The organism is Allobosea sp. AAP35 (assembly GCF_001295925.1).
Lineage (GTDB): Bacteria > Pseudomonadota > Alphaproteobacteria > Rhizobiales > Beijerinckiaceae > Allobosea.
The window spans coordinates 16,240-40,333 of sequence record NZ_LJHQ01000063.1; the positions used below are offsets into that span (position 1 = coordinate 16,240).

Sequence of the window (24,094 nt, forward strand, 5' to 3'; positions counted from 1 at the left end):
GAGCGCGCTCCCATCCGCCACGGGATGTGCTAGCCTGCCCGTAGGGGTCGCACCGACCCGACGATGGGCCTGGATTTCATGACGTGGACGGATGGCTTGGGATTGGCGGGGTTTGTCGTCGCCTGCATGGTGGCGGCGAGTTCGGGGGCGATCTTCAAGCCCGGCGCCTGGTATGAAGGCCTCGCCAAGCCCTGGTGGCGGCCGCCGAACTGGCTGTTTCCGCCGGCCTGGACGCTGCTCTACTGCATGATCGCGGCATCGGGCTGGCTGGTCTGGCGCAAGGCCGGCTTTGCCGGAGCGGGGCTGGCGCTCTCGGTCTACGGGCTCCAGCTCGTCCTGAACGCGATGTGGTCGGGGATGTTCTTCGGCCTGCGCCGGATGGACCTCGCCTTCGTTAATGTTTGCGCGCTGTGGCTCTCGATCCTGGCGCTGATCGTGCTGTTTGCGCCGATCGATGCGCTCGCGGCCTGGCTGCTCGTCCCCTATCTCGTCTGGGTGAGCTTTGCGGCGTGCCTGAACTTCACCGTCTGGCGGATGAATCCCGACGCATCGCCCCGGAACCGTACAGCCTAAGCACCGACATATTTGAAATGGGCGCCGACGCTGCGGTACGACGCCTCGAGCACATCGACGCCGCCGGCGAGCCGCAGCGCCTCCGCCGTGGCGAGACCGAGTTCGACCGCCTCGCGGCCCGGGCGCTCGTCGCTGGCGGTGATGCGTTTGTCGCCGTCGAAGGAGGTGATCTGCGCGTGCAGATGGAGCCTGTCGCCCCGCCAGGTCGCGCTCGCGCCGACCGGCAGGCTGCAGCCGGCGCCCAGCGCATGCAGCATCGCCCGCTCGCAATCGACCTCGGCGCGCGCCTTGGGGTCCTCGATGTCCTTGAGCATGGCCAGGATCATCGGGTTGTCGTCGCGCGCCTGCACGCCGAGCGCACCCTGCCCGATCGCATAGGGAAACAGAACCGGATCGAGCAATTCGGAGGTCGCGCCTTCGAGGCCCAGCCGCTGCAGCCCGGCCTGCGCCAGGATCACCGCATCAAGCCCGTCATCGCCGTTGATCTTGGCCAGCCGCGGCCCGACATTGCCGCGGATCGGCACCACCTCGACATCGGGCCGCAGGCTCAGCATCTGCGAGCGCCGCCGCAGCGAGCCGGTGCCGACGCGTGCGCCCTGGCGCAGATCGGCCAGCGTCGCGCCGCAGAGCACGTCGCGCGGATCGACCCGCTCGGGCACCGCCGCCAGCACCAGTCCCTCGCGCAGCGTGGTCGGCAGGTCCTTCAGCGAATGCACGACGATATCGACCTCGCCCGAGGTCAGTTGGTCCTCGTGCTCGGTCGAGAACACGCCGATGATGCCGAACTGGTGGAATTCGGAGACCCGGTCCTTGTCGGCGATCGTCGCGATCGGATGCAGCGAGAACTCGGTGTCGGGATGCTTCGCCTTGATCAGCGAGGCGATGTAGTTCGTCTGCGCGATGGCGAGTGGGCTGCGCCGCGTACCGATTTTCAGAAGCATGGACGAATGACCTAGCCTTGGGCCCTTTGGGCGCACTCATGGACGAACGAAATCTCTATCAGCCGAGCAAGTCGCCGAGGCAACGTCAACTGCTTTCCATCTCCGGGACGCGCCATCATCGCGCCACCAGCGGAAAGGTGGCGGCGATCGCCCAGGCGAAGGCAAAGGCGTTGGCGGTGCCGGCCATGAAGGGATGCCCGGAACGCCGGAATGCCCAGGCGCTGAACAGCCCATAGACGAGGAAGAACAACACGATCACCGGGACGATGATCAAGAGGAAGAACAGCCGCTGGAAATCGAGCGCCACCGCCAGCCCAAGCGAAACCAGGAAGGCGAGTTTCGAGGTGAGATAGGCCCCGCGCGCCGCCCCCGGCCCGCGCGTCAGCCATTCATCGGCGAGGAAATAGATCAGCGTGCCGGCCAGTGTCGCGGCAAACAGCGGCAGGCGATGGCCCGCAGGCACGAACGCCGTCACGAAACTGTGGACCGGCCAGACCAGGGCGACGAGCCCGAACAGCATCAGCGCCAGGGTGCCAGTGGCCAGCGCGCCGCGCGACACGGTCGCACGCGGGACGGTATACCCGCGCTGGACGAACGCGAGGCAGAGCGCCGTGAGCACGCCATAGGCGGCGAAATGCACGGCGAGATAATCGCCGACGATGACGGGCAGGAAGTTGGTCGGCACGAAGCGCAGCAGAACCGGCGTGAGCAGCGCCGGCAGAACCAGAGGCAACGCGATGCGCCGCCAGCCCAGCGCCGCCCCCACCGGCGGCGAGGCCGCACGCGGCAGCAGGGCCGAGAGCGGAGAGGCCAGCACGACGACGCCCAAAAGCAGGAGCAGAATCCAGACGCCCCGGCCATCGAGATCGGGGCTCGCCACAGCCGGCCGGCCAAAGCTCGCATCGAGCCAGGCCAGCGCCTCGCGCAGGCTGACCTCGTTGTAGAGCACGCCGACATGCTCGGCCCTGGGGCTGACGGCGGCGCGCCTGGCGGTCCCCGCCGCGACATCGCCATAGGTGACGCCGGCCTCGGGCGGGGCCGGCGCCGAGACCAGCCCGACGGCGCGCAGCGCCTCGCGGCGCAGGCCGCCCTCCCATTCCCCGGCGATGACCAGGAGGTTGCGCGGGGTTGTGGCCGTCACGGCCGGCGAGAACATCGAGACCGCGACCGTGGCAGCGACATCGGCGCGGCTCTGGGCGACGCGCACGATGATGTCGGTCGCCATCGAATGGCCGAGCAAGGCGAGCCGCCCATCGCCCAGGCCGATCGCCCTTTCGGCGACGCGCGCGGTCTCGTCGACCAGCCGGCGCGTCGCGCCGTCCTCCCGAGAGATGCTGCCGGTAAGCGGCATCGGATTGGCGCCATGGCCAGCGAAATCGAAGGTCACCGCGACATAGCCGGCCCTCGCCAGCGTGACGGCGAAGGGCTGCATCAATTGCTGCGAGCCGGCGAAACCATGGGCGATCACCACGACCGGGGCGGCGCCACTGCCCTGAACCGGTCGAAACACCGTCATCGGCGTGCCATCCACCGACATCGACTCGGTGATGACGCCGCGCCTGGCATCCTGCAACTGCACCAGTGCGACACCGATCGCGACGACGGCGAGGCCTCCGAGCAAAAGCCGGATCCATCCCAAGGCAGGCCGGCCCGGGCCGCTTATAGTCATGCCGCGCGCAAACCCACGGCCTAGAATCCCGCGGGCAGGCTGCGCACCGCGATCGCGCTCGCCATCATGCCGAAGACGAAGAGCGGCACGCCAAACCCGCTGTAGAACAGGGCCTTGCCGACGGGATCGCGCAGGAAGCGGCCCATCAGCACGAGTTGACCCGCCAGGAAGACAGCCACCACGACTGCCTCGACCGGCCGCTGCCAGTGCAGCAGCAGCGCGATCACCACGAATTGCGGCGCGGCCATGATCGCGCAGGCGGCGCGCGCCGCACCTTGCGCCCCGAGCTGGACCGGCAGCGAGGCGATGCCCATCTGCCGGTCGCCCTCCATCGCCTTGAAGTCGTTGAGGGTCATGATGCCATGCGCGCCGAAGCTGTAAAGCAGCGCCAGCGTCAGCACCGGCCAGGCTGGCAACGCACCGCCGAGCATCACCGCAGCGCCCGTCACCCAGGCCAGCCCCTCATAGGAAAACCCGCAGGCCGCATTGCCGAGCCAGCCATTGCGCTTCAGCCGCAAGGGCGGCGCGCTGTAGGCCCAGGCGAGGAACAGCCCGAGACAGGTCGCGATCAGAACCCAGGAGCCGAGCATCGAGGCGACCGCGAGCGACAGCCCGGTCCAGATCATCGCGATATACAGCCCCCAGCGTCCGGGAATCCGGCCCGAGGGAATCGGCCGGTGCGGCTCGTTGATCGCATCGACCTCGCGGTCGTACCAATCGTTGATCGCCTGGCTCATCGCGCAGACCAGCGGCCCGGCCAGCACGATGCCCAAAGCCGCAACGAGGGCATTGTCGACGATCGACACACCCGACGACACCACCCCGCAGGCAAAGGCCCACATCGGCGGAAACCAGGTGATCGGCTTGAGCAGTTCGAGCACGGCCGATGGCGCGGGATAGGTCCCGGTGGCAGCACGTGGGCCCAGCGTGGCGCCGGTCTCGCTCATGCCGCCGCATCCATACCGATACCCTCGAGCCGGTCCTCGAGCTCGTCGCCGGCCTGTTGAAGTGCAGCCAGCGTCGCCGCATCGGGCTTCCAGTATTGCCGCTGCTGCGCTTCGATCAGGCGGTTGGCGAGTTTGGCGGAGGCCGTGGGGTTCAGGGCCGCCAGCCGCTCGCGCATGGCCGGGTCGAGCAGATAGGTCTCGGTCAGCTTCTGGTAGACCCAGGGCTCGACCTGGCCTGTCGTCGCCGACCAGCCCATCGTGTTGGTGACATGGGTTTCGATCTGCCGCACGCCCTCATAGCCATGCTTGAGCATGCCCTCATACCATTTCGGGTTGAGCATGCGGGTGCGCGTCTCCAGCGAGACCTGCTCGGAGAGCGTGCGCACCGTGCCTTCGCCCCGCGTCTGGTCGCCGATATAGACCGGCGTCGAGACACCGCCCCGGGCCCGCCGCACCGCGCGGCTGATGCCGCCCAGCGTGTCGAAATAATTGTCGACCGTGGTGACGCCGAGCTCGACCGAATCGAGATTCTGATAGGCGAGTTCGACGCCGCCGAGCACGCTCTTCAAGAGGTCCGGCTGCTGCACTGCCCGGCCGCCTACGCCATAGGCGAAGCCCTTGCGGCGCGTATAGGTCTCGGCCAGCTCGTCCTCGTCCTGCCAGCGCCCGCTCTCGATCAGGTTGTTGACGTTCGAGCCATAGGCGCCCTCGGCATTGCCGAAGACGCGCAGCGACGCCGTTTCCAGATCGCAGCCATGCTGCGCCTGATAGGCGAGCGCATGCTTGCGCACGAAGTTCTGCTCCGGCGGCTCGTCGGCTGATGCCGCCATGAAGGCGGCTTCCGCCAGAAGCCTGATCTGCAGCGGCAGCAGATCGCGGAAGATGCCCGAAAGCGACATCACCACATCGATGCGCGGGCGCTGGAGCTGGTCCTGCGGGATGAGCTGCGCACCCGCAAGCCGGCCATAGCTGTCGAAGCGCGGCGCGGCCCCCATCAGCGCCAGCGCCTGGGCGATCGGCGCCCCTTCTGTCTTGAGGTTGTCGGTGCCCCACAGCACCAGCGCGACGGTTTCGGGCAGCGGGTTGCCGTCCGCGAGATGGCGCTCGAGCAGCCGCGCAGCCTGTTTCGCGCCGTCCTGCACCGCATAGGCGCTGGGAATGCGGAACGGGTCGAAGCCATGCAGGTTGCGCCCGGTCGGCAGCACGGCCGGCGTCCGCAGCAGGTCGCCGCCCGGCGCCGGGCGGATGAAGCGCCCGTCGAGCCCGCGCATCAGGCCCTGAATCTCGTGGTCCTGCGCCAAATGCGCATCGGCGGCCGCCAGTTCGGTCAGCATCGCCAGCATGGCGCCCTGCGGGTCGAGACCCTGAGCCTTCAGCGCCCGCTCCGGGCTTCCCCCTGCGACGAGATCTTCGATCAGCGCACGGTCGGGCCGCAGGCCATGGCTCGATTCCGCCATCGCCAGCAGCATGTCGACGCGCTCTTCGGTCGAAAGCGGCTCGCCCACGACATGCAGGCCATGCGGGATCAGCGTGTATTCCAGCTCCAGCACCGTCTCGGTCAACCGGGCGACGTGCGGTTCCAGCTCCAGGCGGTTCCAGGCCGGTTCGGCCGGCGCGAGATCGAGCGCGGCCGCCTGGGCCTGGACCAGCACCGCCAGTTCGTCCTGCTCGCGCGTCTCTTCCGGGGACAATCCGCGCCAGCGGTCGAGCGAGCCCTTGAGCTCGATCAGCCCTCGATAGAGCCCGGCGGATGCCACCGGCGGCGTCAGATAGCTGATCAGCGTCGCCGCCCCGCGCCGTTTGGCGATCGCGCCCTCGGAGGGGTTGTTGGAGGCGTAAAGATAGATGTTGGGCAGATCGCCGATCAGCCGGTCGGGCCAGCACTGGGCCGAAAGCCCACTCTGCTTGCCCGGCATGAATTCGAGCGCGCCATGGGTGCCGAAATGCAGCACGGCATGGGCGCCGAAATCCTCGCGCATCCAGCGGTAGAAGGCCGAGAAGGCATGCGTCGGCGCAAAGCCCTTCTCGAAGAGCAGGCGCATCGGGTCGCCCTCATAGCCGAAGCTCGGCTGGATGCCGACGAAGACGTTGCCGAAGCGCTCGCCCAGCACGAAGATCGAGGAGCCATCGCTCTGCTGGCGGCCGGGCGCGGGGCCCCATTGCGCCTCGATCTCGGAAAGCCAGCGCTCGCGCCGGACATGCTCGCCCGCGCCGATCTTGACGTGGACATTGGCCATGGCGCCAAAACGCGAGGCATTGCCCTCGATGATCGACTGCCGCAGCGCATCGACGCTGTCGGGAACCTCGACGCTGTAGCCCTCGGCCCGCATCGCCAGCAGCGTCCGGTGCAGCGATTCAAACACCGAGAGATACGCCGCCGTGCCGGTGTTGCCGGCATTGGGCGGGAAGTTGAACAGCACGATGCCGATCTTGCGCGCGGCCCGGGCGGAGCGCCGCAGCGCCACCAGCTTGTCCGTGCGCGCGGCCAGCACTTCGGCGCGCTCGGCGCAGACATGCATGTCGCGCTGGCCTTCGCTCGCCGGGAAGCTGCAGGAGCGGGCGCAGCCGGTGCAATGCCCGGCGTTTTCGGTACGGCCGCCGAAGATGATCGGACCGGTCGCGCCGTCGAGCTCGGGGATCGCGACCATGATCGTGGCTTCGACCGGCAGCAGGCCCCGATCCGACGGGCCCCACTGGTCGAGCGTCTGGAACTCGGCCGGATGCGCCGCGATATAGGGCACGTCGAGCCGCGCCAGGACTTCCTGCGCGGCGTGTGAATCATTATAGGCCGGCCCGCCGACCAGCGAGAACCCGGTCAGCGAGACCAGCGCGTCGATGACAGGGCGGCCGTTCCTGAAGAAGAAGGCGTCGATCGCCTCGCGCGCATCGAGCCCCGTGGCGAAGACCGGCAGGACATTGAGGCCGCGTGCCTCGAACGAGCGGATCACGCCATCGTAATGGGCGGAATTCCCGGCCAGCACATAGGAGCGCAGCACCAGCAGCCCGACCGTGCCCTTGGCACCGGCCCGCACCGGCAGCTTGTCCGCCTCGGCGCTGACACGGCCCGGCATGGCCGGGTGATAGACGCCCGTTTCGGGATATGCGGCCGGCTTGCCGACCTTCAGCGTGCCGCGCAGGACGCGCCTTTCGCCATCGGCATAGCGATCGACGAGGAAGCGCACGAGATTGGCGATGTTCTCTTCCGAGCCCGCGAGCCAATATTGCAGCGTCAGGAAATAGGCGCGCACATCCTGGGCCGTGCCCGGGATGAAGCGCAGGATCTGCGGCAGCCGGCGCAGCATCTTCATCTGGCTGGCACCGCCGCCGGCCGGCTTGCCCTTGTTGCCGCGCAGCCGCTTGAGCAGGGCCATCGGGCCGCTCGACGGGCCGTCCATCCTGAAACGACCCAGCCGGGTCATCTTGGTGACCTCGCCGGCCGACATGATGCAGACCATCGCATCGCAGGCGTCGCGCCGTGCCTGCAGCGCCGGCATCAGCGGCAGGAAATGATCCTCCATGAACAGCATCGTGTTGATGATGATGTCGGCCGACGCGATCGCCTCGAGGCAACGCGCGAGCGTGCGCGGATCGGCGGACCATTCGGATGCGGCGTGAACGCTGAGCTCAAGGCCCGGCAGATCGCGCTTCAGCGCCAGATGCGCCCGCACTGTGGCGCTGGCGACATGGGTATCCATGGTGACGATGACGACGCGGACCGGCGTGGCGGCGATGTCGGCCTTCCGGGGGCGGGCTCTGGCCATCGTGCCCATATCGTCGATTATGCCCATGTCACGGCACCTCGGGCGTAGCGGACGCCGTCGCAGGAGCGCCGGCGGGTCGGCCTTGGGACCGTGATGCCAGCGAAGCGAGGAGCCGCCTCGTCGGACAGCCGATCATCGATCCGGACCGGAGCTCGGTCCTGGCAACAGCTGCGGCGCCCTGACCAGGGCGACAGGCGGAGGTGGGTATCGGGGTGCCGGCGCTGTCTGCGATCGGCCGGGTAAGCTCTGCACGAAACGTCATGGGACGCCCCCTGCCGACGACGTCAACCGGACTGCGGTTGCGCTCGCGGCTCTTGGAAGCTGAAGCCAAGCGATGTGAGTGTCAAGTTAGATTGACTATTTAAGACCCAAAAAATGTAATGTTGACTTTACAAATCCGGAGCTTTCGGTAGGGTCGATATCATAAGGTCCTTCCGGACCAGACGCCTTGCGCTGTAGCCAACACCGGCCCAGTCGATCGGGATCGTGCCGGGACAACCTGACTGAGCAAAGAATCGCATTGGAGATCGAGGCGGAAGATGATGTTTTTGCCGGTCCCGTCAGATCGGTGATCCAGCGCGACCGCGTGAATGCAGGCCTTCTCAACAAGGAATGGGCCTTCGTCGCCATGTCCTCCGGATCGTCACACAACCCTTCGACCGAACAGCCGGCTGGCGAACTCCGATCGGACGCGCTTTCGCCCTTTGCACGCCAGATCATCACGGCCGCATCAGACATCGCAGTCCTGCTCGACTCCGGCGGAAGGATCGCATCGGTTGTCAGCCTGCACAGCACAGGCGCCCGCGCCGACTGGATCGGCAGGCATTTCAGCGATGTCGTCTCGCCGGACAGCCAGGCCAAGGCGCTCGATCTGATTGAAGGCGCGGCGTCCGAGCCCGGCCGGGTCAGCGAGATCAATCATCCCGCAGAGGACGGCGTGCACCAGGCTTTTCGGTACAAGATCGTGCGGGACGGCCATAGCGGGGCGCGGTGTCTGGTGGGGCAAGACCTCCTGCCCATCGCGGCGCTTCAGCAGCGCCTCATCGATGCCCAGCAGCTCATGGAACGGGAATATGCGCGGCTGCGCCTGGCCGAAACGCGCTATCGGATGATCTTCCACTCGTCGTCGGAGCCGATCCTGATCGCCGACTCCGTCACGTTCAAACTCCTCGAAGCCAACCCCGCAGCCTTGAGCGAGTTCGCGGTTGCCGCCGATCGCATCGGCAAGATCACGCTGCCATCGCTGTTTGCCCCGACGAGCGCAGACGCGCTGGAAACCATGCTGGCCACGGCGCGGGTCTCCGGCGAGGGGCAGGAGACCGACGTGTCGCGTCCCGGCACCAAGCGCAAGACCTGGGTTCGCGCCACGGCCTTTCGTCAGGACGGCGCCATCAATCTGCTGGTTCGGCTTCGCTTCGATGCGCAGGAGCCCGACATTCCCGCTGGCGACACGCCGTTGCGCCATTTGCACGGGATGGTCGAACAGACGCCCGATGGCTGCGTCATCATCAGCCCGGAGCGCATCATCGTCCACGCCAACAAGGCCTTTCTCGAACTGGCACAACTCGCCTCGCGGCATCAGGCCATCGGCGAGCCGCTCGATCGCTGGCTCGGGCGGCCGGGAATCGACCTGCCGATGATCCAGGAGACGCTGGCCGATCACGGCGTCATCCGGAACTTCCCGACGATCATCCGTGGCGCCTTCGGCAGCGTCGAGACCGTGGAACTGTCGGCGGTCACGGCCTGGGCCGGCGATGCAGGCTCGACCGGGCTGATCATCCGCAGCAAGGGAGCTCAAACCGCGCTGCAGGCCCCACGCGGCCAGGCCTTGCCACGATCCGTGGAACAGCTCTCGCAACTGGTCGGCCGCACGCCGCTGAAGGATATCGTGCGCGAGACGAGCGATGTGATCGAGAAGCTGTGTATCGAATCAGCGCTGGACCTGAGTAAGGACAACCGCGCCGCCGCCGCACAGATGCTCGGCCTCAGCCGCCAGAGCTTCTACGCCAAGCTCCGCCGCCATGGTCTCGGAGACCTCGACGACGAAAACGATCCGCTCTGAGCCGGGCGGAGGAGCGACAGCCGCGCGTCAGGGCTGCCGGGTCAGGGCCGCAGCGGGTGACCCGCCCCGGCGCAGGCGCATCGTGATGTCGGCTGCATGGGCGAGACCGCCCAGTGTCAGCGCGGCCAGGGTCAGGCGCGGATCAGCCCCGACCGCCACCGTCCGCAGCGCCAGCAACAGCCCCAGGCCCGACAGGACCGTCAGCAACAGGGCGCGACGCGGCGACGAGGAGCCACGCCACGAGGCCACCCCGATCAGCACGAGTTCGAGGGCGATGACCGCGAGCGCCAGGTCGATCGTCGTGACGAGCGGCGGCAGCGGCATCAGCGCGCCATGCCCAGCAGATGGCTGAGATCGTTGAAGAACACCCGGACATGCGCCAAGAACTTGCCGCGCACGAGCTCCTTGTTCATGTAGGAATCCCAGGTCAGCTTCTGGACGTCGGGGTTGCGGCAGAGCTTGACGAATTGTTCCCGGCGCTTGTCGTTGCGGTACCAGATCCACTGCAGCAGGCCGAGGATGAAGAACACCCGGCCGTGATCGGCCATGAAGCGCTTGCGCGCGGTGGCGAGTGCGCGTGCATCGCCGGTGCGCAGCGCGAGTTGCACCGCCTCGCCCGCCAGCCGCCCGCACAGCATCGCGTAATAGATGCCTTCGCCCGAGGCCGGCGCGACCACGCCGGCGGCATCGCCGGCGAGCAGCACGTCGCGGCCATTGTCCCATTTCTTCATCGGCTTCATCGGAATCGGCGCGCCCTCGCGCCGGATCGTCTCGGCGCCGTCGAGCCCGGCATCGCGCCGCAGCAGCGTGACTGCGTCCTTGAGCGAAAAGCCCTTATGGGCGCTGCCGGTGCCGATGCTTGCCGTCTCGCCATGTGGAAAGACCCAGCCGTAGAAATCCGGCGAAATGCGCCCCTGATAGATCACGTCGCAGCGCTTGGCGTCGTAGCGCGGGTTCGCCTGGGCCGGCACGCGGACGATCTCATGATAGGCGAAAACGAAGGGCGGCCGCTTGCTGCCGGGCATCGCGGCGCGGGCAAGATTCGAATTGGCCCCGTCGGCACCGATCACCATGCGCGCTCGGATACTGGTCGAAGCGCCGCCATCCTTGAGGCGGATCTGCAGCCGCGCCGTGCCGTCGGCGTCGCGCTCGAACCGTTCGAACGTCCCCGTCATCCGGTGCGCGCCGGATTGGGCAGCTCTGACGCGCAGCCATTCGTCGAAATGCTCGCGGTCGACCATCCCGACATACCCATCCCCGATTGGCATATCGACGCCCGTCTCGGACGGCGCGACCATGCGGGCGCAGGCGATGCGCGCGACGATCTGCGACGGTGGAATCGCGAAATCGCGGATGGCACGCGGCGGGATCGCACCGCCGCAGGGCTTGATGCGGCCCGCGCGGTCGAGCAGCAGGACCTTGTGGCCGGCCCGTGCAAGATCGTCCGCAGCTGTCGCACCGGACGGTCCGCCGCCGACGATCGCGACGTCATAGGTGAGGTCTGCTTCGTGCGGCATCGGCGGCGTCTTCGTCATGACGGTCATCCTGGGTTGGGGACGAGCAGAGTGTCAGGGTGGCGCGGGCGGCGGCGCTCGCTGTCCGTCGCCTGCCGCGCGACCGCGAGGGCGAGCCCGGCGGACACCACGAACAGCAGCGCCTCGAGGGTGAAGACGGTGGCATAGGCGGGAGCCGGCGAGCCCCAGACATGCCGTGCGAGATCGGTGGCGGATGCTCCCAGCAGGCCGCCGAGGCCGAAGGCGACGCCCTGCGCCGCACCCCACAGGCCCATACGAACGCCCTGCCGCTCCGGCTTGCCCTGGCCGACGAGCCGCATCATCGAGCCGATCGCCGCGACCGCATAGGCGCCGTTGGAGACACCGAGCGCGAAGACGATCGGCTTCAGCGGAAATCCTGAACCGGCGAAAGCGCCGACCGACAGACAGGCCAGTGCGATGGCGGATGCCAGGCAACCGCCGACCGCCCAGATCCGCAGCGACCCGGCGCGGGCGCCGGCCAGCGTCGTGACCAGTGCAACCAGAACCATGCCGGCGAGCACCCCGCCGCTCTGGACACCCGCCAGCTTGGTGCTTTCGCCGGGTGTGTAGCCGAAAACCGTCCCGGCGAATGGCTCGAGGATCAGGTCCTGAGCGCTGTAGGCGATCATCGAAACGAAGACGAAAATGGCAAAGAGCCGCGCCTGCGGCTCGTCCCAGACCTCGCGCATCGCCACGCTGAACGAAACGGCAGGCACGGGCTCGGCCTCACGCTCCGGCGACCGCGCCGTGTCCTCAACGCCGCGAACCGCCAGCACCGTCACGCCCATGGCCAGTGCGCTGACGACGCCCGAGACGGCCACGAGGCGCCCTGTGGAGAACGGGTCGAGCGCCTGGCCGGCGAGACCCGCCGTCACGATGAAGCCGGCGATCATCATGACCCAGACCACGGTCGCGGCGGCGGGGCGGCGCGCATCTGCGACACGGCGCGACAGCAAGATCAGCAGGCAGGTGCCGCTCGCCCCCACGCCCATGCCGATCAACGTGAAGGATAGCGCAGCCAGCGCCACGCCCGGCCAGAACAGCGTCTCCATCAGCGCGGTCGCCACCGCCGCGCCGAAACCGCCAAGCGCCAGAACCGCCATTCCGCCGATGATCCAGGGCGTCAGCCGCCCGCCGATGTCAGAGCCATGGCCCCAGCGCGGCCGCAGCACCTGCACGGCATAATGCAAGGCGATCAGCAAGCCGGGTAGGGTGGCGGGCAACGCCAGTTCGACGACCATGACGCGGTTGAGCGTGGAGGTGGTCAGGACGACGACCGCGCCGATGGCGGTCTGGACAAGCCCCAGGCGTGCGATGCCGAGCCAGCCCAGCGGCGCCATCATCGCGCCGCACCGGATGAAGTCGGCACGGCATGATCAGCCGGCAGAACATGCCATTCGGCCCGGGAGGTGATGCACCAGCGCGTCATGCCCGAAGGCTAGGCGGACCGCTGCCGACTGTCAATTATGTTTGACGTTTTGGGCAGCAAAAACCGTCAACTAAAACTGACAGATCAGGTCCGTCAGTTGAGCTCTCCACCTTCGGTGTCGTCGAGATCGCCGAGCCCATGACGGCGCAGCTTGGCGTAGAAGCTCTGGCGGCTGAGGCCAAGCATGTTGGCGGCCGAAGCGCGGTTGTCCTTGCTCAGTTCGAGCGCCGCCTCGATGCAGAGCTTTTCAATCACGTCGGTTGTTTCACGGACGAGATCGCGCAGCGAAACCCGTCCGACCAGCTCCGTCAGATGTTCGACCGAGCGCGGCAGCGAGCGACCGCGATGACCGGCCAAAGCGGTGCGTGCGCCCAGACTGCGGATGACGAAGCCATAGGACGGAGAGCTGCCGCTCAGCGCGGGAACGGCGGAGATCTCGACCTCCTCGACCGTGCCGAATTGACCGCGGATGATCGTCGAGAAATTGCGCACGACGCCATGCTCGGTCAGCGTCACCATCAGCAGCGGCAGGTCGATCCCGGGCCGGCCGAGCCAGCGCTCGAGCGGCTCGCCGAGCGCCTGCTGTTTGGTGGTGAGCTGGGTGAAATCGAGGAAGGCACGATTGGCCTCGAGCACGGTCAATTCGGAACCGATCACCACGAAACCGTCGGGAAATTTCTCCAGCACGCTGAGAACACGGCTTTCGGCAACACTGTCCGACCGACCAGCCCCGGTCAGCGGCGTCAGCCGAATCAAAAGATAGCCCGCATTGTCCTGCCGGAAGGCAGAGCCGAGCACCCGAAAGCGCCTTGCGCCGGAAGCCAGCTCCACCTCGGTTTCCTCGGCGCGTCCATTCGCCTGGACGGCTCGCAGCATCGCCTGCAGCGCATCGCCGCTCTCGGGCGAGAGCCCGGCCAGGATCGAGGTGTTCGTCAGCCGGTCGCTTGGCAGCTCGAGTTGCTGCTGCGCGGCGGGATTGGCCTCGACGACGCGAAAGTTCGCCGCCTCGACGATCACCACCGGCTCGGAGGTGAGATGAAACAGCATGCGATAGCGGGTTTCCGCCATGCGCAGCCGCGCATATTCCCGCTCCATCGCCTGCTGCGCTTCGACAAGCTGCTGCTGCAGATGGGCGAGATTGCGCAGGTCGCGACCCAACGCCACAATCGTTCCATCCTCACCGACCTGCATGGCCGAATAGCGGATAGGAACATCGGCTTCCCCCTCGACAGGGTGGTTGAGCTCGCGAAACTGGATCGAGGTCTCGTTGCCGGAGCTCTCGATCAGGTCGAGCACCTTGGGCCGGCTCTCGACCGATACGACATCGGTCCAGTTCCGCCCGATCCAGGCGCCATGGCCCTCGCGCCGCAATTGCTCCGTGCCGAGCGAAACATCGAGAATGATGCCGTCGCGATCAAGCACGAGCGCGATGTCGCTGGCGGCCGTGATTAGACTTCCGGCGACTTCGGGCGCAAGCCGCCCCAGCCAGCCGGACTGCCCCTTGAAACCGAGCGTAGGAGCCTGGGGTGCGAAGACGTTCATAGCAACGAGTACCCGGTTCCTGCCTGTGACGGGGTGTTCCAAAGGCCTTTAGCAGATAATGGCGTGCCCAATCTTCAACAAGGCATCTTTTTTGTCTCGAGCATCCAATCGACGCGGTTCACCGCTTCCGCAGCGTCGCGTGCGCCGAAATCGGCTCCCAACGACACGGCCAGGGCGGGATCGGCAACGAACAGGTTGCCCCCGAGCATGATGTGAAGCTTTTTGTTGAGCGCGCAGGCCCGCACCGCCTTGACCACGGCGGCGACATTGGCCGCGGCGACCTCGCCACTGGCCGAAAGGCCGACGAGGTCGAACCATTCCGTGCGGACATGCTCGAGCAGGATCGGCTTCGATGGCAGGAATTCCGACTGGACATGCCAGCCGGCGCGCCGAAAGAACTCCTCGACCACCGCCAGCCCGAAGGTGTGCTGCTCGCCCGGCACCACGGCCAGGAGCACCCGGCCACGCTCGACTTCGGGAGCGGGCGAAATCTCAAAGGCCGGTCCATAGACCCGCAGCAATTGCTGCAGCCGGGACAGCCCGACGGTGACGTCAACGAAGGTGCATCGATCCTGCTCCCACAGCACGCCGAGATGGCGCGCGGTCGCCGACAACATGCTGGTGATCAGGGCCTCCGCCGTCAGCCCCCTGTCACGCAGCCCGTCAAGATGAGCGCGGGCCGCGCTGAGCGGCTTTCGCACGATCATCTCGGCGAAATCCGCTACATCTCCATCGGTGATCACCATCGGCACGGCCACCGGCAGCGGTTCGCGGACCGCACCGGGCCCGCGATGCGCAAGCATCAGGCGTGGAATGATCTCGGTTTCGATGGTCCGGGCGAGATCCATGCGCAACGATGGCGCCGGACCGGTCGGTTCCAGCGGGCACCAACCCGCATCCGGAAGCTCCGGCAGACCGTTCTGATCGTCGAAGAATGGCGCGCGAACCGCCGATAACCCGCGTCCCGAGTCTGGCATCAGGCCACCTCCCTGAGGCAACCGAACGATCCAGCCAGGAACTCTATTGGTCCTGTTACGTGGTGGCCACATGGCAGCCAACGGTCTGGAAGGCGGTTCCTCTTGACCTATTACATTGGAGTGAAGCATGCCGCCGAACACTCCGCAATCACGAAATGACTATGTTTCGAGACAATATTCGCAGGGCTGACGCTGCGAAAAACGAAAAAAAGATCAGCAAAACCAAGCCGATCGACCGATATTCTGACGCTGCCCCAGGATGGCACGCGGCTGCGGCGCGCCACTCACGACGCCGTGACACCGAAGCTAGCTAAGTGCCCCGCATATGTCCATATAAAATGACAAGGCGGCAACAAATAGTGTCATGCACGGTTGACACTCGAAAAGCGGCGCGCCAATCTTCAGGCATCGGCGCCGCGGTTTTCTTCCAGCGGCGCGACGGACCGGAGACGTCCGATGCCATCGCCAGCCAGGCCCGACAGCGGCAAACCGCTTTATACGCCCGAGCAGCGCCGGCGCCGCGACGCGTCGCACTGGACGCTGGTGCAGGGCATCCTCGCCCCCCTGCAGTTCGTGGTCTTCCTTGTCAGCCTCGGCCTGGTGTTGCGCTATCTTGCCACCGGCGCCGGCTATGATGCGGCCAACCTGTCCATCATTCTCAAGACGCTCGTCCTCTACACCATCATGGTCACGGGCGCCCTGTGGGAGCGCGACGTCTACGGCGTCTATCTCTTCGCTCCCGCCTTCTTCTGGGAGGACGCCGTCAGCTTCATCGTCATCGGCCTTCACACGGCCTATCTTGTCGCCATCTTCACCGGCTGGCTGACGCCGACGGAGCAGATGCTGATCGCGCTGGCGGCCTACGCGACCTATGTGGTCAACGCCGCCCAGTTCCTGCTGAAGCTGCGGGCGGCCCGCCTGCAGGCGGCAGCGACGTCCGCCTCGATCGACGACCGGCTGGAGCTCGCGTCATGAACGCGCCCCTGCTTGTCACGCCTGTTCCCGCATCGGGCTGCGCAGCGCCGCCGATCCTGCGCGAGCGCGGCCAGCGCGAGGTCTTCTGCGGCCTCACCGGGATCATGTGGCTGCACCGCAAGATCCAGGACGCCTTCTTCCTGATCGTCGGCTCGCGCACCTGCGCCCATCTGATGCAGTCGGCCGCTGGCGTGATGATTTTCGCCGAGCCGCGCTTCGCCACCGCGATCATCGAGGAGAAGGATCTCGCCGGGCTGGCCGACGCCAATGCCGAGCTCGACGCCGTCGTCGAGCGCCTGCTCGCCAGGCGGCCCGAGATCCGGATGCTGTTCCTCGTCGGCTCCTGCCCCTCCGAGGTGATCAAGCTCGATCTGTCGCGCGCCGCCATCCGGCTGGGCCAGCGCTTCGCGCCGCAGGTCCGGGTGCTGAACTATTCCGGCAGCGGCATCGAGACGACCTTTACCCAGGGCGAAGACGCCTGCCTGACCTCGCTCGTGCCGACCCTGCCGGCGCAGCCCGTCGATGCGGAGGCCTCGCTGCTGATCGTCGGCGTGCTGGCGGATGCGGTCGAGGACCAGTTCCGTCGGCTGCTGGCCGCGATGGGCATCAACCGTGTCGCCTTCCTGCCGGCCCGTCGCGCCGCCGACATGCCGGCCGTCGGTGCGAACACCCGCTATCTGCTCGTCCAGCCCTTCCTCGGCGAGACGGCCCGCGCGCTTGAAAACCGCGGCGCGACGCGACTTGCCGCCCCCTTCCCGCTCGGCGCCGAAGGCACCACCGAGTGGCTGCGGGCCGCGGCGGATGCGTTCGACGTGTCCGATGCGGTGTTCGAGCCCGCCATCGCCGCCCCGCGCGAGCGGGCGAACAAGGCGCTGCAGCATTCGCGCGCGGCGCTGAACGGCCGGCGCATCTTCTTCTTCCCCGACAGCCAGCTCGAGATCCCGATCGCACGCTTCCTGTCGCGCGAGCTCGGCATGGAACTGGTCGAGGTCGGCACGCCCTATCTGCACAAGGACCATCTCGCCGCCGATCTCGCGCTGCTGCCCGAAGGCGTGCAGCTCAGCGAGGGCCAGGATGTCGATCGCCAGCTCGACCGCTGCCTGGCGGCGGCGCCCGACATCACCGTCTGCGGGCTCGGCCTCGCCAACCCGCTGGAGGAGCACGGCCTGACCACGAAATGGGCGATCGAGCTCGTCTTCACACCGATCCAGGGCTTCGAACAGGCCGGCGATCTCGCCGAATTGTTCGCACGGCCGCTGAATCGCCGCGCCCTGCTGGAGGTGTAGCGATGCACCTCACCGTCTGGACCTATGAGGGCCCTCCCCATATCGGCGCGATGCGCATCGCCACCGCGATGACCGATGTGCATTACGTGCTACATGCCCCCCAGGGCGACACCTATGCCGATCTGCTCTTCACCATGATCGAACGGCGCGGCAAGCGCCCGCCGGTCACCTACACCACCTTCCAGGCGCGCGATCTCGGCGGCGACACCGCCGATCTGTTCCAGCGCGCCGCCCTCGACGCCTATGAGCGCTTCAAGCCGGCCGCCATGCTGGTCGGCGCCTCCTGCACCGGCGAGCTGATCCAGGACGATCCGGCCGGGCTCGCCCGCGCGCTCGGCCTGCCGATCCCGGTGATCCCGCTCGAACTGCCCTCCTATCAGCGCAAGGAGAACTGGGGCGCGGCCGAGACCTTCTACCAGCTGGTGCGCACCCTGGCGGGGCCCCATATGCCCGCGCCGGGCACCGACCGCCCCGCCCGCAAGCCCGGCGAGCCGGCCCGCTGCAACATCCTCGGCGCCACCGCGCTCGGCTTCCGCCACCGCGATGATGTCCGCGCGGTGAAGGAGCTGCTGGCGCGGCTTGGCGTCGAAGTGAATGTCGTCGCGCCCTGGCAGGCCGGCGCCGCCGACATCGCGCGGCTCGGCCAGGCTGATTTCAACGTCGTGCTCTATCCCGAGATTGCCGGGCTCGCGGCCCAATGGCTCAAGCGCGCCTTCGGCCAGCCGACCATCGCCACCGTGCCGATCGGCGTCGGCGCCACCCGCGACTTCATCACCGAGGTCGCCCGCCTCGCCGGTGTCGATGCCACGGCCGTGCTGGCCGACGAGACCTCGCGCCTGCCCTGGTATTCGCGCTCGGTCGATTCGACCTATCTCACGGCCAAGCGCGTCTTCATCTTCGGCGACGCGACGCATGCCATCGCGGCGGCCCGGATCGCCAGCGAGGAGCTCGGCTTCAAGGTCGTGGGCCTGGGCACCTATTCCCGCGAGCGCGCCCGCGACGTCCGCGAGGCGGCCGGCCGGCTCGGGCTCGAGGCCCTGATCACCGACGATTATCTCGAGGTCGAGGCGGCGTGTGCAGAGCTTCAGCCGGAGCTGGTGCTCGGCACCCAGATGGAGCGCCATATCGCCAAGCGCCTTGGCATCCCCTGCGCGGTGATCTCGGCCCCGGTCCATGTCCAGGACTTCCCGGCGCGCTACTCGCCGCAGATGGGGTTCGAGGGCGCCAACGTCATTTTCGACACCTGGGTCCATCCGCTGATGATGGGGCTGGAAGAGCATCTGCTCGGCATGTTCCGCGACGATTTCGAGTTCAACGACGGCGCGGGCTCCTCGCATCTCGGGCATGGCGCCAAGCCTGTCATTCCGGGGCGAAGCGAAGCGCCGAACCCGGAACCCACGACCGGGCTCAACGCGGATGACCGGCCGGACGACAGGGCTCACCCCGTCGTGGGTTCCGGGCTCGGCCCTGACGGGCCGCCCCGGAATGACGGCGAACTCGCAGACAAGCCGATCGTCCTCAGCTGGGCCGCCGAGGCCGAGCTGGAACTCAAGAAGATCCCGTTCTTCGTGCGCGGCAAGGCTCGCCGCAACACCGAGAAATTCGCAGGCGAACGCGGGATCAGCCCGATCACGGTGGAGACACTCTACGATGCCAAAGCTCATTTCGGCCGCTGATTTCGTCCCCACCATGCTGGCGATGGTCATGCTCGACCGTCGCCGCGCCCTGATGGGCGATGGCTCCGAATCCGCCGGCGACGGCCGGACGGACACCGACGCCGCGGGCCCGACGCCGAGACGCGCCGGCAGCCGGCGCCGCCGCGATCGACGCGCCGACTGCGGCAGCGAGGCCATGGCATGACCGTCCTGTTCCAGCATCCCGGCCTCAAGGCCGATTACCGCGCCAAGACGCCCCCGCCTGCGGGCGAGGATGGCGAGGGCTCGGTGCAGGTCCAGATGGACCAGCTGATGGGCTGCGAGAGCGCCAAGGTCTTCGCCGTCTACGGCAAGGGCGGTATCGGCAAGTCGACGACCTCGTCCAACCTCTCCGTCGCCTTCTCGCGGATGGGCAAGCGCGTGCTGCAGATCGGCTGCGACCCCAAGCATGATTCGACCTTCACCCTGACCAAGAAGCTCATGCCCACCGTCATCGATGTGCTGGAGACGGTGAACTTCCACTCCGAGGAGCTGCGCGTCGAGGATTTCTGCTTCGAAGGCTATGCCGGCGTGATGTGCATCGAGGCCGGCGGACCGCCGGCCGGCACCGGCTGCGGCGGCTATGTCGTCGGCCAGACCGTCAAGCTGCTCAAGGAGCACCATCTGCTCGAGGACACCGATGTGGTGATCTTCGACGTGCTCGGCGATGTCGTCTGCGGCGGCTTTGCCGCCCCGCTCCAGCATGCCGAACGCGCGGTCATCGTTACCGCCAACGACTTCGATTCGATCTTCGCGATGAACCGCATCGTCGCCGCCATCAAGGCGAAGTCGAAGAACTACGAGGTCCGCGTCGGCGGCGTCATCGCCAACCGCTCGGCGGGCACCGACGAGATCGACCGCTTCAACGCCGCCACCGGCCTCAAGCGGCTTGCCCATTTCCCCGATCTCGACGCCATCCGCCGCTCGCGGCTGAAGAAGGCGACTTTGTTCGAGATGGGCGACGCGCCCGAGGTCCTCGCCGTCCAGCGCGAATACATGAACCTCGCCGAGCAGATGTGGGCCGGCGGCCCGGCGCTCGAAGCCAGGCCGATGAAGGACCGCGAGATCTTCGACTTCCTGGGGTACGAATGATGACCGACGCCACCTATGTGCAGCGCCGCGGCGAGCTGAAGACCTATTTCGACCGCACCGCGGTCGAGGCCTGGGCCAAGCTGACGACGGATGCGCCGGTCAGCGGCATCCGCGCCACCGTGCGCGCCGGCCGCGACGCCATGCGCGCGACGCTTTTAAGCTGGCTGCCCGACGACATCCGCGGCGCCCGCATCCTCGATGCCGGCTGCGGCACCGGCGCGCTCGCGGTCGAATGCGCGCTGCGCGGCGCCCATGTCACCGCCATCGACCTGTCTCCCACGCTGGTCGCGCTCGCCCAGGACCGCAGCCCGCGCGACCTGCGCGGCGGCTCGATCTCTTTCCGTTCGGGCGACATGCTCGATCCCGCGCTTGGCCGCTTCGACCATGTCGTGGCGATGGATTCGCTGATCCATTACAAGACCGCCGACATCGTCCGCGTGCTGGCGCAATTTTCCGCGCGCACCAGCGGCTCGATGCTGATCACCCATGCGCCGCGCACCCCGGCGCTGACCCTGATGCACTGGGTCGGCCTCGCCTTCCCGCGCTCGAACCGGGCGCCAGCGATCGAGCCCGTCAGCGAGCGCAAGCTGGGCCATCAGATCGAAAGCGACAGCGCCCTGGCCTCCTGGCGCGCCGGCCGCACGCAGCGGATTTCGAGCGCCTTCTACAAATCCCAGGCCCTGGAGCTCGTCGCCAGATGAATCCGGTTTCGGCAGCCTTCGTGAAGGGTCTGACGCGGATTGGTCCGCGCTGGCTGCCCTTTGCCGATGCCGCCTCGCCGGAACTCCCGCTCGGCCGGATCCTGCGGCTCTCGCTGTTCCAGATTGCGGTCGGCATGGCCTCCGTCCTGCTGGTGGGCACGCTGAACCGGGTCATGATCGTCGAGCTCAACGTGCCGGCGGCTTTGGTCGCGGCGATGGTCTGCCTGCCCTTCCTGTTTGCGCCCTTGCGCGCGCTGATCGGCTACAAATCCGACACGCATCGCTCGGTGCTGGGCTGGCGGCGCGTGCCTTACATCTGGTTCGGCTCGCTGCTGCAGTTCGGCGGGCTGGCGATCATGCCCTTCGCGCTTCTGGTCCTGTCGGGCGACGGCGTCGGCCCGGTCCTCTACGGCCAGATCGGGGCGGCGCTGGCCTTCCTGCTCGTCGGCGCGGGCCTTCACACCACCCAAACCGCGGGGCTGGCGCTCGCCACCGACCTCGCCACGCCCGCGACCCGGGCCCGGGTCGTCGCGCTGCTCTATGTCACCTTGCTGGTCGGCATGGTCGCAAGCGGGCTGGTTTTCGCCTGGCTGCTGGCCGATTTTACGCCCTTGCGGCTGATCCAGGTCGTCCAGGGCGCCGCCGTCGTCACCATGGCGCTCAATGTCGTGGCCTTGTGGAAGCAGGAGGTGCGCAACCCGGCCCGCACCGCGGCCCATATCGAGCGCCCGGCCTTCCGCGCGATGTTTCGCCAGTTCATCGCCAGGCCGCGCGCCGCCCGGTTCCTGGTTGCGGTCGCACTCGGCACGGCCGCCTTCAATATGCAGGACATCATCCTGGAGCCCTATGGCGCGCAGGTTCTCAATCTCAGCGTCAGCGGCACCACCATCCTAACCGCGCTGCTCGCAGCCGGCGCCCTGGCGGCGTTTGCGCTCGCAGCCCGCTTGCTGGCGGGCGGGATCGACCCCTATCGCCTGGCCGGACTCGGGCTCGTCTCGGGGCTGATCGCCTTCCCTTGCGTGATCTTTGCCGGCGCCATCGACGCGCCCGGCCTGTTCCGCCTCGGCACGGTGCTGATCGGCTTCGGTGGCGGATTGTTCGCGGTCAGCACGCTGACCATCGCGATGGAACTCGAAGGTGGCTCGAACAATGGCCTTGCGGTCGGCATCTGGGGTGCGGTCCAGGCCAGTGCGGCCGGCCTCGCCATCGCGCTCGGCGGAGCCATCAAGGACGGCTTCGCCGCGCTGGCAGCCACCGGCGCGCTGGGCCCCGGCTTCGCCGATCCGTCGGCCGCCTACAACGCCGTCTACCACATCGAGCTCGCGCTGCTTTTCGCCACGCTTATCGCCATCGGTCCGCTGGTGCGCAGCACGCCAGCAGCGCGACCGAGTCCATCAACCCGTTTCGGCCTCGCGGAATTTCCAGGCTGACACCGTTTCAAGCCGACAGCCAAGGAGGGCTCTCTGATGGGTGAGATCATGGGATATATCGACGTCGCCCAGGTCGCGATCTGGCTGTTCTGGCTCTTCTTCGCCGGGCTCGTCGTCTATCTGCGCCGGGAGGACCGGCGCGAGGGCTACCCGCTCGAATCCGACACCCACCCCGGCAAGCTGCTTCCGCCGAGCCTGGTCTTCTATCCCGCGCCGAAGACCTTCCGGCTTTCGACGGGTGCGACGACCTCGGTTCCGAACGGGCGGCCCGATTTTCGGCCTCTCGCGGCGCAGCCCACGGCCAAATTCCCGGGAGCCCCGCTCGCGCCGACCGGTGCCAATCCGATGCTCGATTCGATCGGTCCCGGCTCCTGGGTCGAGCGCGCCGATGTGCCTGAGATGACCTACGACAACCTGATCAAGATCCTCCCCGTCCGCATCGCCACGGGTTACCATTGTTCGGTCAAGGAGGATCCGCGTGGCTACGACGTCATCGGCGCCGACATGAAGGTCGCGGGCAAGGTCGTCGATATGTGGGTCGATCGCTCCGAGGGCCTGCTGCGCTATTTCGAGGTCGCCCTGCCCAGCGGCCGCAACGTGCTGCTGCCGGTCACCTTCTCCGACATCACGCGCGGCGCGAAGCCCGGTATCGGGCGCATCAAGGTCGAGGCGCTGCTGGCGAGCCAGTTTGCCGACGTGCCTGCCACCCGCAAGCCCGACTCCGTCACGCGGCTCGAAGAGGAAAAGATCTGCGCCTATTTCGGCGCCGGCACCCTCTATGCGACACCCCTTCGCGCGGAGCCGCTGCTATGAGCCACGACGATTTCGCATTCGAGCCCCTTCCCGGGCTCCCGGCTCTGCCGCCCGAGGGCGAGACCATTCTCTGGCAGGGCAGCCCGGATTGGCGCGGGCTGGCCTGGCGCGCCTTCCATCTGCGCGAGGTCACCTTCTACTTCGCGGCGCTGGTCGCAGCCCAGCCGGTTCTGGCGCTGATGCAGGGCACGGCGGTGAGCGCCACGCTGCTGCCGATGACCTTCATTGCGCTGGCTGGCAGCGTTGCGCTTGGCGTGCTGGGGATGCTGGCCTGGCTGTCGGCGCGCGGCACCGTCTACACCATCACGAGCCGGCGCCTGGTGATGCGCTTCGGCATCGCCCTGCCGATGACGATCAACCTGCCCTTTACCGTCATCGCCGAAGCGGGGCTGCGTCTACGCCGCGGCGGCCGGGGCGATCTCCCGATCGGCCTCGTACCGGGCGAGCGCGTCTCCTACATCGTGCTGTGGCCGCATGCCCGGCCCTGGCGCATGGGGCGCCCGGAGCCGATGCTGCGCGATCTGCCCGAGGCGGAGCGCGTCGCCGACATCCTGGCGCGGGCGCTGGCGGCTCAAGCCGGCGCTGCGGTTGCCAAGCGCCAGCCCGCTTCGCCTGCAAGCCATGACCAGCGCGTGCCGCAAGGCATGGCTGCAGCCGGTTGAGAAGG

20 protein-coding genes are annotated in these 24,094 nt (G+C 67.6%); 11 read left to right on the plus strand and 9 right to left on the minus strand.

Translation table 11 applies throughout. The annotated features are described in order from the left end of the window. The first annotated feature begins 78 nt into the window (after positions 1-78). Complete coding sequence (locus IP69_RS18500) at positions 79-573, plus strand: TspO/MBR family protein (protein ID WP_054144355.1); 495 nt, start codon at positions 79-81, stop codon at positions 571-573. Here IP69_RS18500 and hemC read toward each other — a convergent pair. The 4 genes from hemC to IP69_RS18520 form a co-directional block, all read right to left on the minus strand. Beyond that, on the minus strand, positions 570-1,514 hold the full coding sequence (gene hemC, locus IP69_RS18505) for a hydroxymethylbilane synthase (protein WP_054144307.1): 945 nt from the start codon (positions 1,512-1,514) through the stop codon (positions 570-572). The two genes, IP69_RS18500 and hemC, sit on opposite strands and share 4 nt — an antisense overlap. Before the next feature lie 115 nt (positions 1,515-1,629). Beyond that, positions 1,630-3,135 carry an alpha/beta fold hydrolase gene (locus IP69_RS18510; RefSeq protein WP_248306891.1) on the minus strand — a complete coding sequence of 502 codons (1,506 nt, stop codon included), beginning with the start codon at positions 3,133-3,135 and terminating at the stop codon, positions 1,630-1,632. A gap of 68 nt (positions 3,136-3,203) precedes the next feature. After that, positions 3,204-4,130: a chlorophyll synthase ChlG gene (gene chlG, locus IP69_RS18515; protein ID WP_054144309.1), complete on the minus strand. Its 927-nt coding sequence runs from the start codon at positions 4,128-4,130 to the stop codon at positions 3,204-3,206. Continuing rightward, positions 4,127-7,891 (minus strand): magnesium chelatase subunit H, encoded by a 3,765-nt coding sequence (locus tag IP69_RS18520; protein WP_197279959.1) that lies wholly within the window; start codon positions 7,889-7,891, stop codon positions 4,127-4,129. Before IP69_RS18520 ends, chlG begins: the two co-directional genes overlap by 4 nt. A 586-nt stretch (positions 7,892-8,477) precedes the next feature. On the opposite strand from IP69_RS18520, the gene ppsR (IP69_RS18525) reads away from it, so the two are divergent. Beyond that, positions 8,478-9,953, plus strand: coding sequence for a transcriptional regulator PpsR (ppsR, locus tag IP69_RS18525; RefSeq protein ID WP_156323538.1), 1,476 nt, complete (start codon positions 8,478-8,480; stop codon positions 9,951-9,953). Positions 9,954-9,980: 27 nt separating this feature from the next. On the opposite strand, the gene IP69_RS18530 is transcribed toward ppsR (IP69_RS18525), so the two are convergent. The 5 genes from IP69_RS18530 to IP69_RS18550 all read right to left on the minus strand — a co-directional run bounded on the left by IP69_RS18530 (position 9,981) and on the right by IP69_RS18550 (position 15,307). After that, complete coding sequence (locus tag IP69_RS18530) at positions 9,981-10,277, minus strand: hypothetical protein (protein ID WP_054144312.1); 297 nt, start codon at positions 10,275-10,277, stop codon at positions 9,981-9,983. After that, positions 10,277-11,488, minus strand: coding sequence for a geranylgeranyl diphosphate reductase (locus IP69_RS18535; protein ID WP_248306892.1), 1,212 nt, complete (start codon positions 11,486-11,488; stop codon positions 10,277-10,279). Before IP69_RS18535 ends, IP69_RS18530 begins: the two co-directional genes overlap by 1 nt. Positions 11,489-11,493: 5 nt before the next feature. Further along, complete coding sequence (locus IP69_RS18540; protein ID WP_054144313.1) at positions 11,494-12,831, minus strand: BCD family MFS transporter; 1,338 nt, start codon at positions 12,829-12,831, stop codon at positions 11,494-11,496. Positions 12,832-13,010: 179 nt separating this feature from the next. Continuing rightward, positions 13,011-14,459 (minus strand): transcriptional regulator PpsR, encoded by a 1,449-nt coding sequence (gene ppsR, locus IP69_RS18545; RefSeq protein ID WP_082359460.1) that lies wholly within the window; start codon positions 14,457-14,459, stop codon positions 13,011-13,013. 74 nt (positions 14,460-14,533) lie between these two features. Further along, positions 14,534-15,307 (minus strand): cobalamin B12-binding domain-containing protein, encoded by a 774-nt coding sequence (locus IP69_RS18550; RefSeq protein WP_054144314.1) that lies wholly within the window; start codon positions 15,305-15,307, stop codon positions 14,534-14,536. Between the two features lie 585 nt (positions 15,308-15,892). Here IP69_RS18550 and bchF point away from each other — a divergent pair. The 9 genes from bchF to puhB all read left to right on the plus strand — a co-directional run bounded on the left by bchF (position 15,893) and on the right by puhB (position 24,089). After that, positions 15,893-16,411: a 2-vinyl bacteriochlorophyllide hydratase gene (gene bchF, locus IP69_RS18555; RefSeq protein ID WP_054144315.1), complete on the plus strand. Its 519-nt coding sequence runs from the start codon at positions 15,893-15,895 to the stop codon at positions 16,409-16,411. Further along, complete coding sequence (locus IP69_RS18560; protein WP_054144316.1) at positions 16,408-17,697, plus strand: ferredoxin:protochlorophyllide reductase (ATP-dependent) subunit N; 1,290 nt, start codon at positions 16,408-16,410, stop codon at positions 17,695-17,697. Before bchF ends, IP69_RS18560 begins: the two co-directional genes overlap by 4 nt. A 2-nt stretch (positions 17,698-17,699) precedes the next feature. After that, on the plus strand, positions 17,700-19,373 hold the full coding sequence (bchB, locus tag IP69_RS18565; RefSeq protein WP_054144317.1) for a ferredoxin:protochlorophyllide reductase (ATP-dependent) subunit B: 1,674 nt from the start codon (positions 17,700-17,702) through the stop codon (positions 19,371-19,373). Next, complete coding sequence (locus IP69_RS18570; RefSeq protein ID WP_054144318.1) at positions 19,348-19,557, plus strand: hypothetical protein; 210 nt, start codon at positions 19,348-19,350, stop codon at positions 19,555-19,557. Before bchB ends, IP69_RS18570 begins: the two co-directional genes overlap by 26 nt. A 95-nt stretch (positions 19,558-19,652) precedes the next feature. Beyond that, complete coding sequence (gene bchL / locus IP69_RS18575; protein ID WP_210165949.1) at positions 19,653-20,483, plus strand: ferredoxin:protochlorophyllide reductase (ATP-dependent) iron-sulfur ATP-binding protein; 831 nt, start codon at positions 19,653-19,655, stop codon at positions 20,481-20,483. Next, positions 20,483-21,184: a magnesium protoporphyrin IX methyltransferase gene (gene bchM, locus IP69_RS18580; protein ID WP_054144358.1), complete on the plus strand. Its 702-nt coding sequence runs from the start codon at positions 20,483-20,485 to the stop codon at positions 21,182-21,184. The genes bchL and bchM overlap by 1 nt, the downstream gene beginning before the upstream one ends. Further along, a complete protein-coding gene (locus IP69_RS18585) occupies positions 21,181-22,614 on the plus strand; it encodes a BCD family MFS transporter (RefSeq protein ID WP_054144320.1) in 1,434 nt (477 codons plus the stop codon). Before bchM ends, IP69_RS18585 begins: the two co-directional genes overlap by 4 nt. A gap of 36 nt (positions 22,615-22,650) precedes the next feature. After that, complete coding sequence (gene puhA, locus IP69_RS18590) at positions 22,651-23,427, plus strand: photosynthetic reaction center subunit H (RefSeq protein WP_054144321.1); 777 nt, start codon at positions 22,651-22,653, stop codon at positions 23,425-23,427. After that, positions 23,424-24,089: a photosynthetic complex putative assembly protein PuhB gene (puhB, locus tag IP69_RS18595; protein ID WP_054144322.1), complete on the plus strand. Its 666-nt coding sequence runs from the start codon at positions 23,424-23,426 to the stop codon at positions 24,087-24,089. The genes puhA and puhB overlap by 4 nt, the downstream gene beginning before the upstream one ends. Positions 24,090-24,094 lie beyond the last annotated feature (5 nt).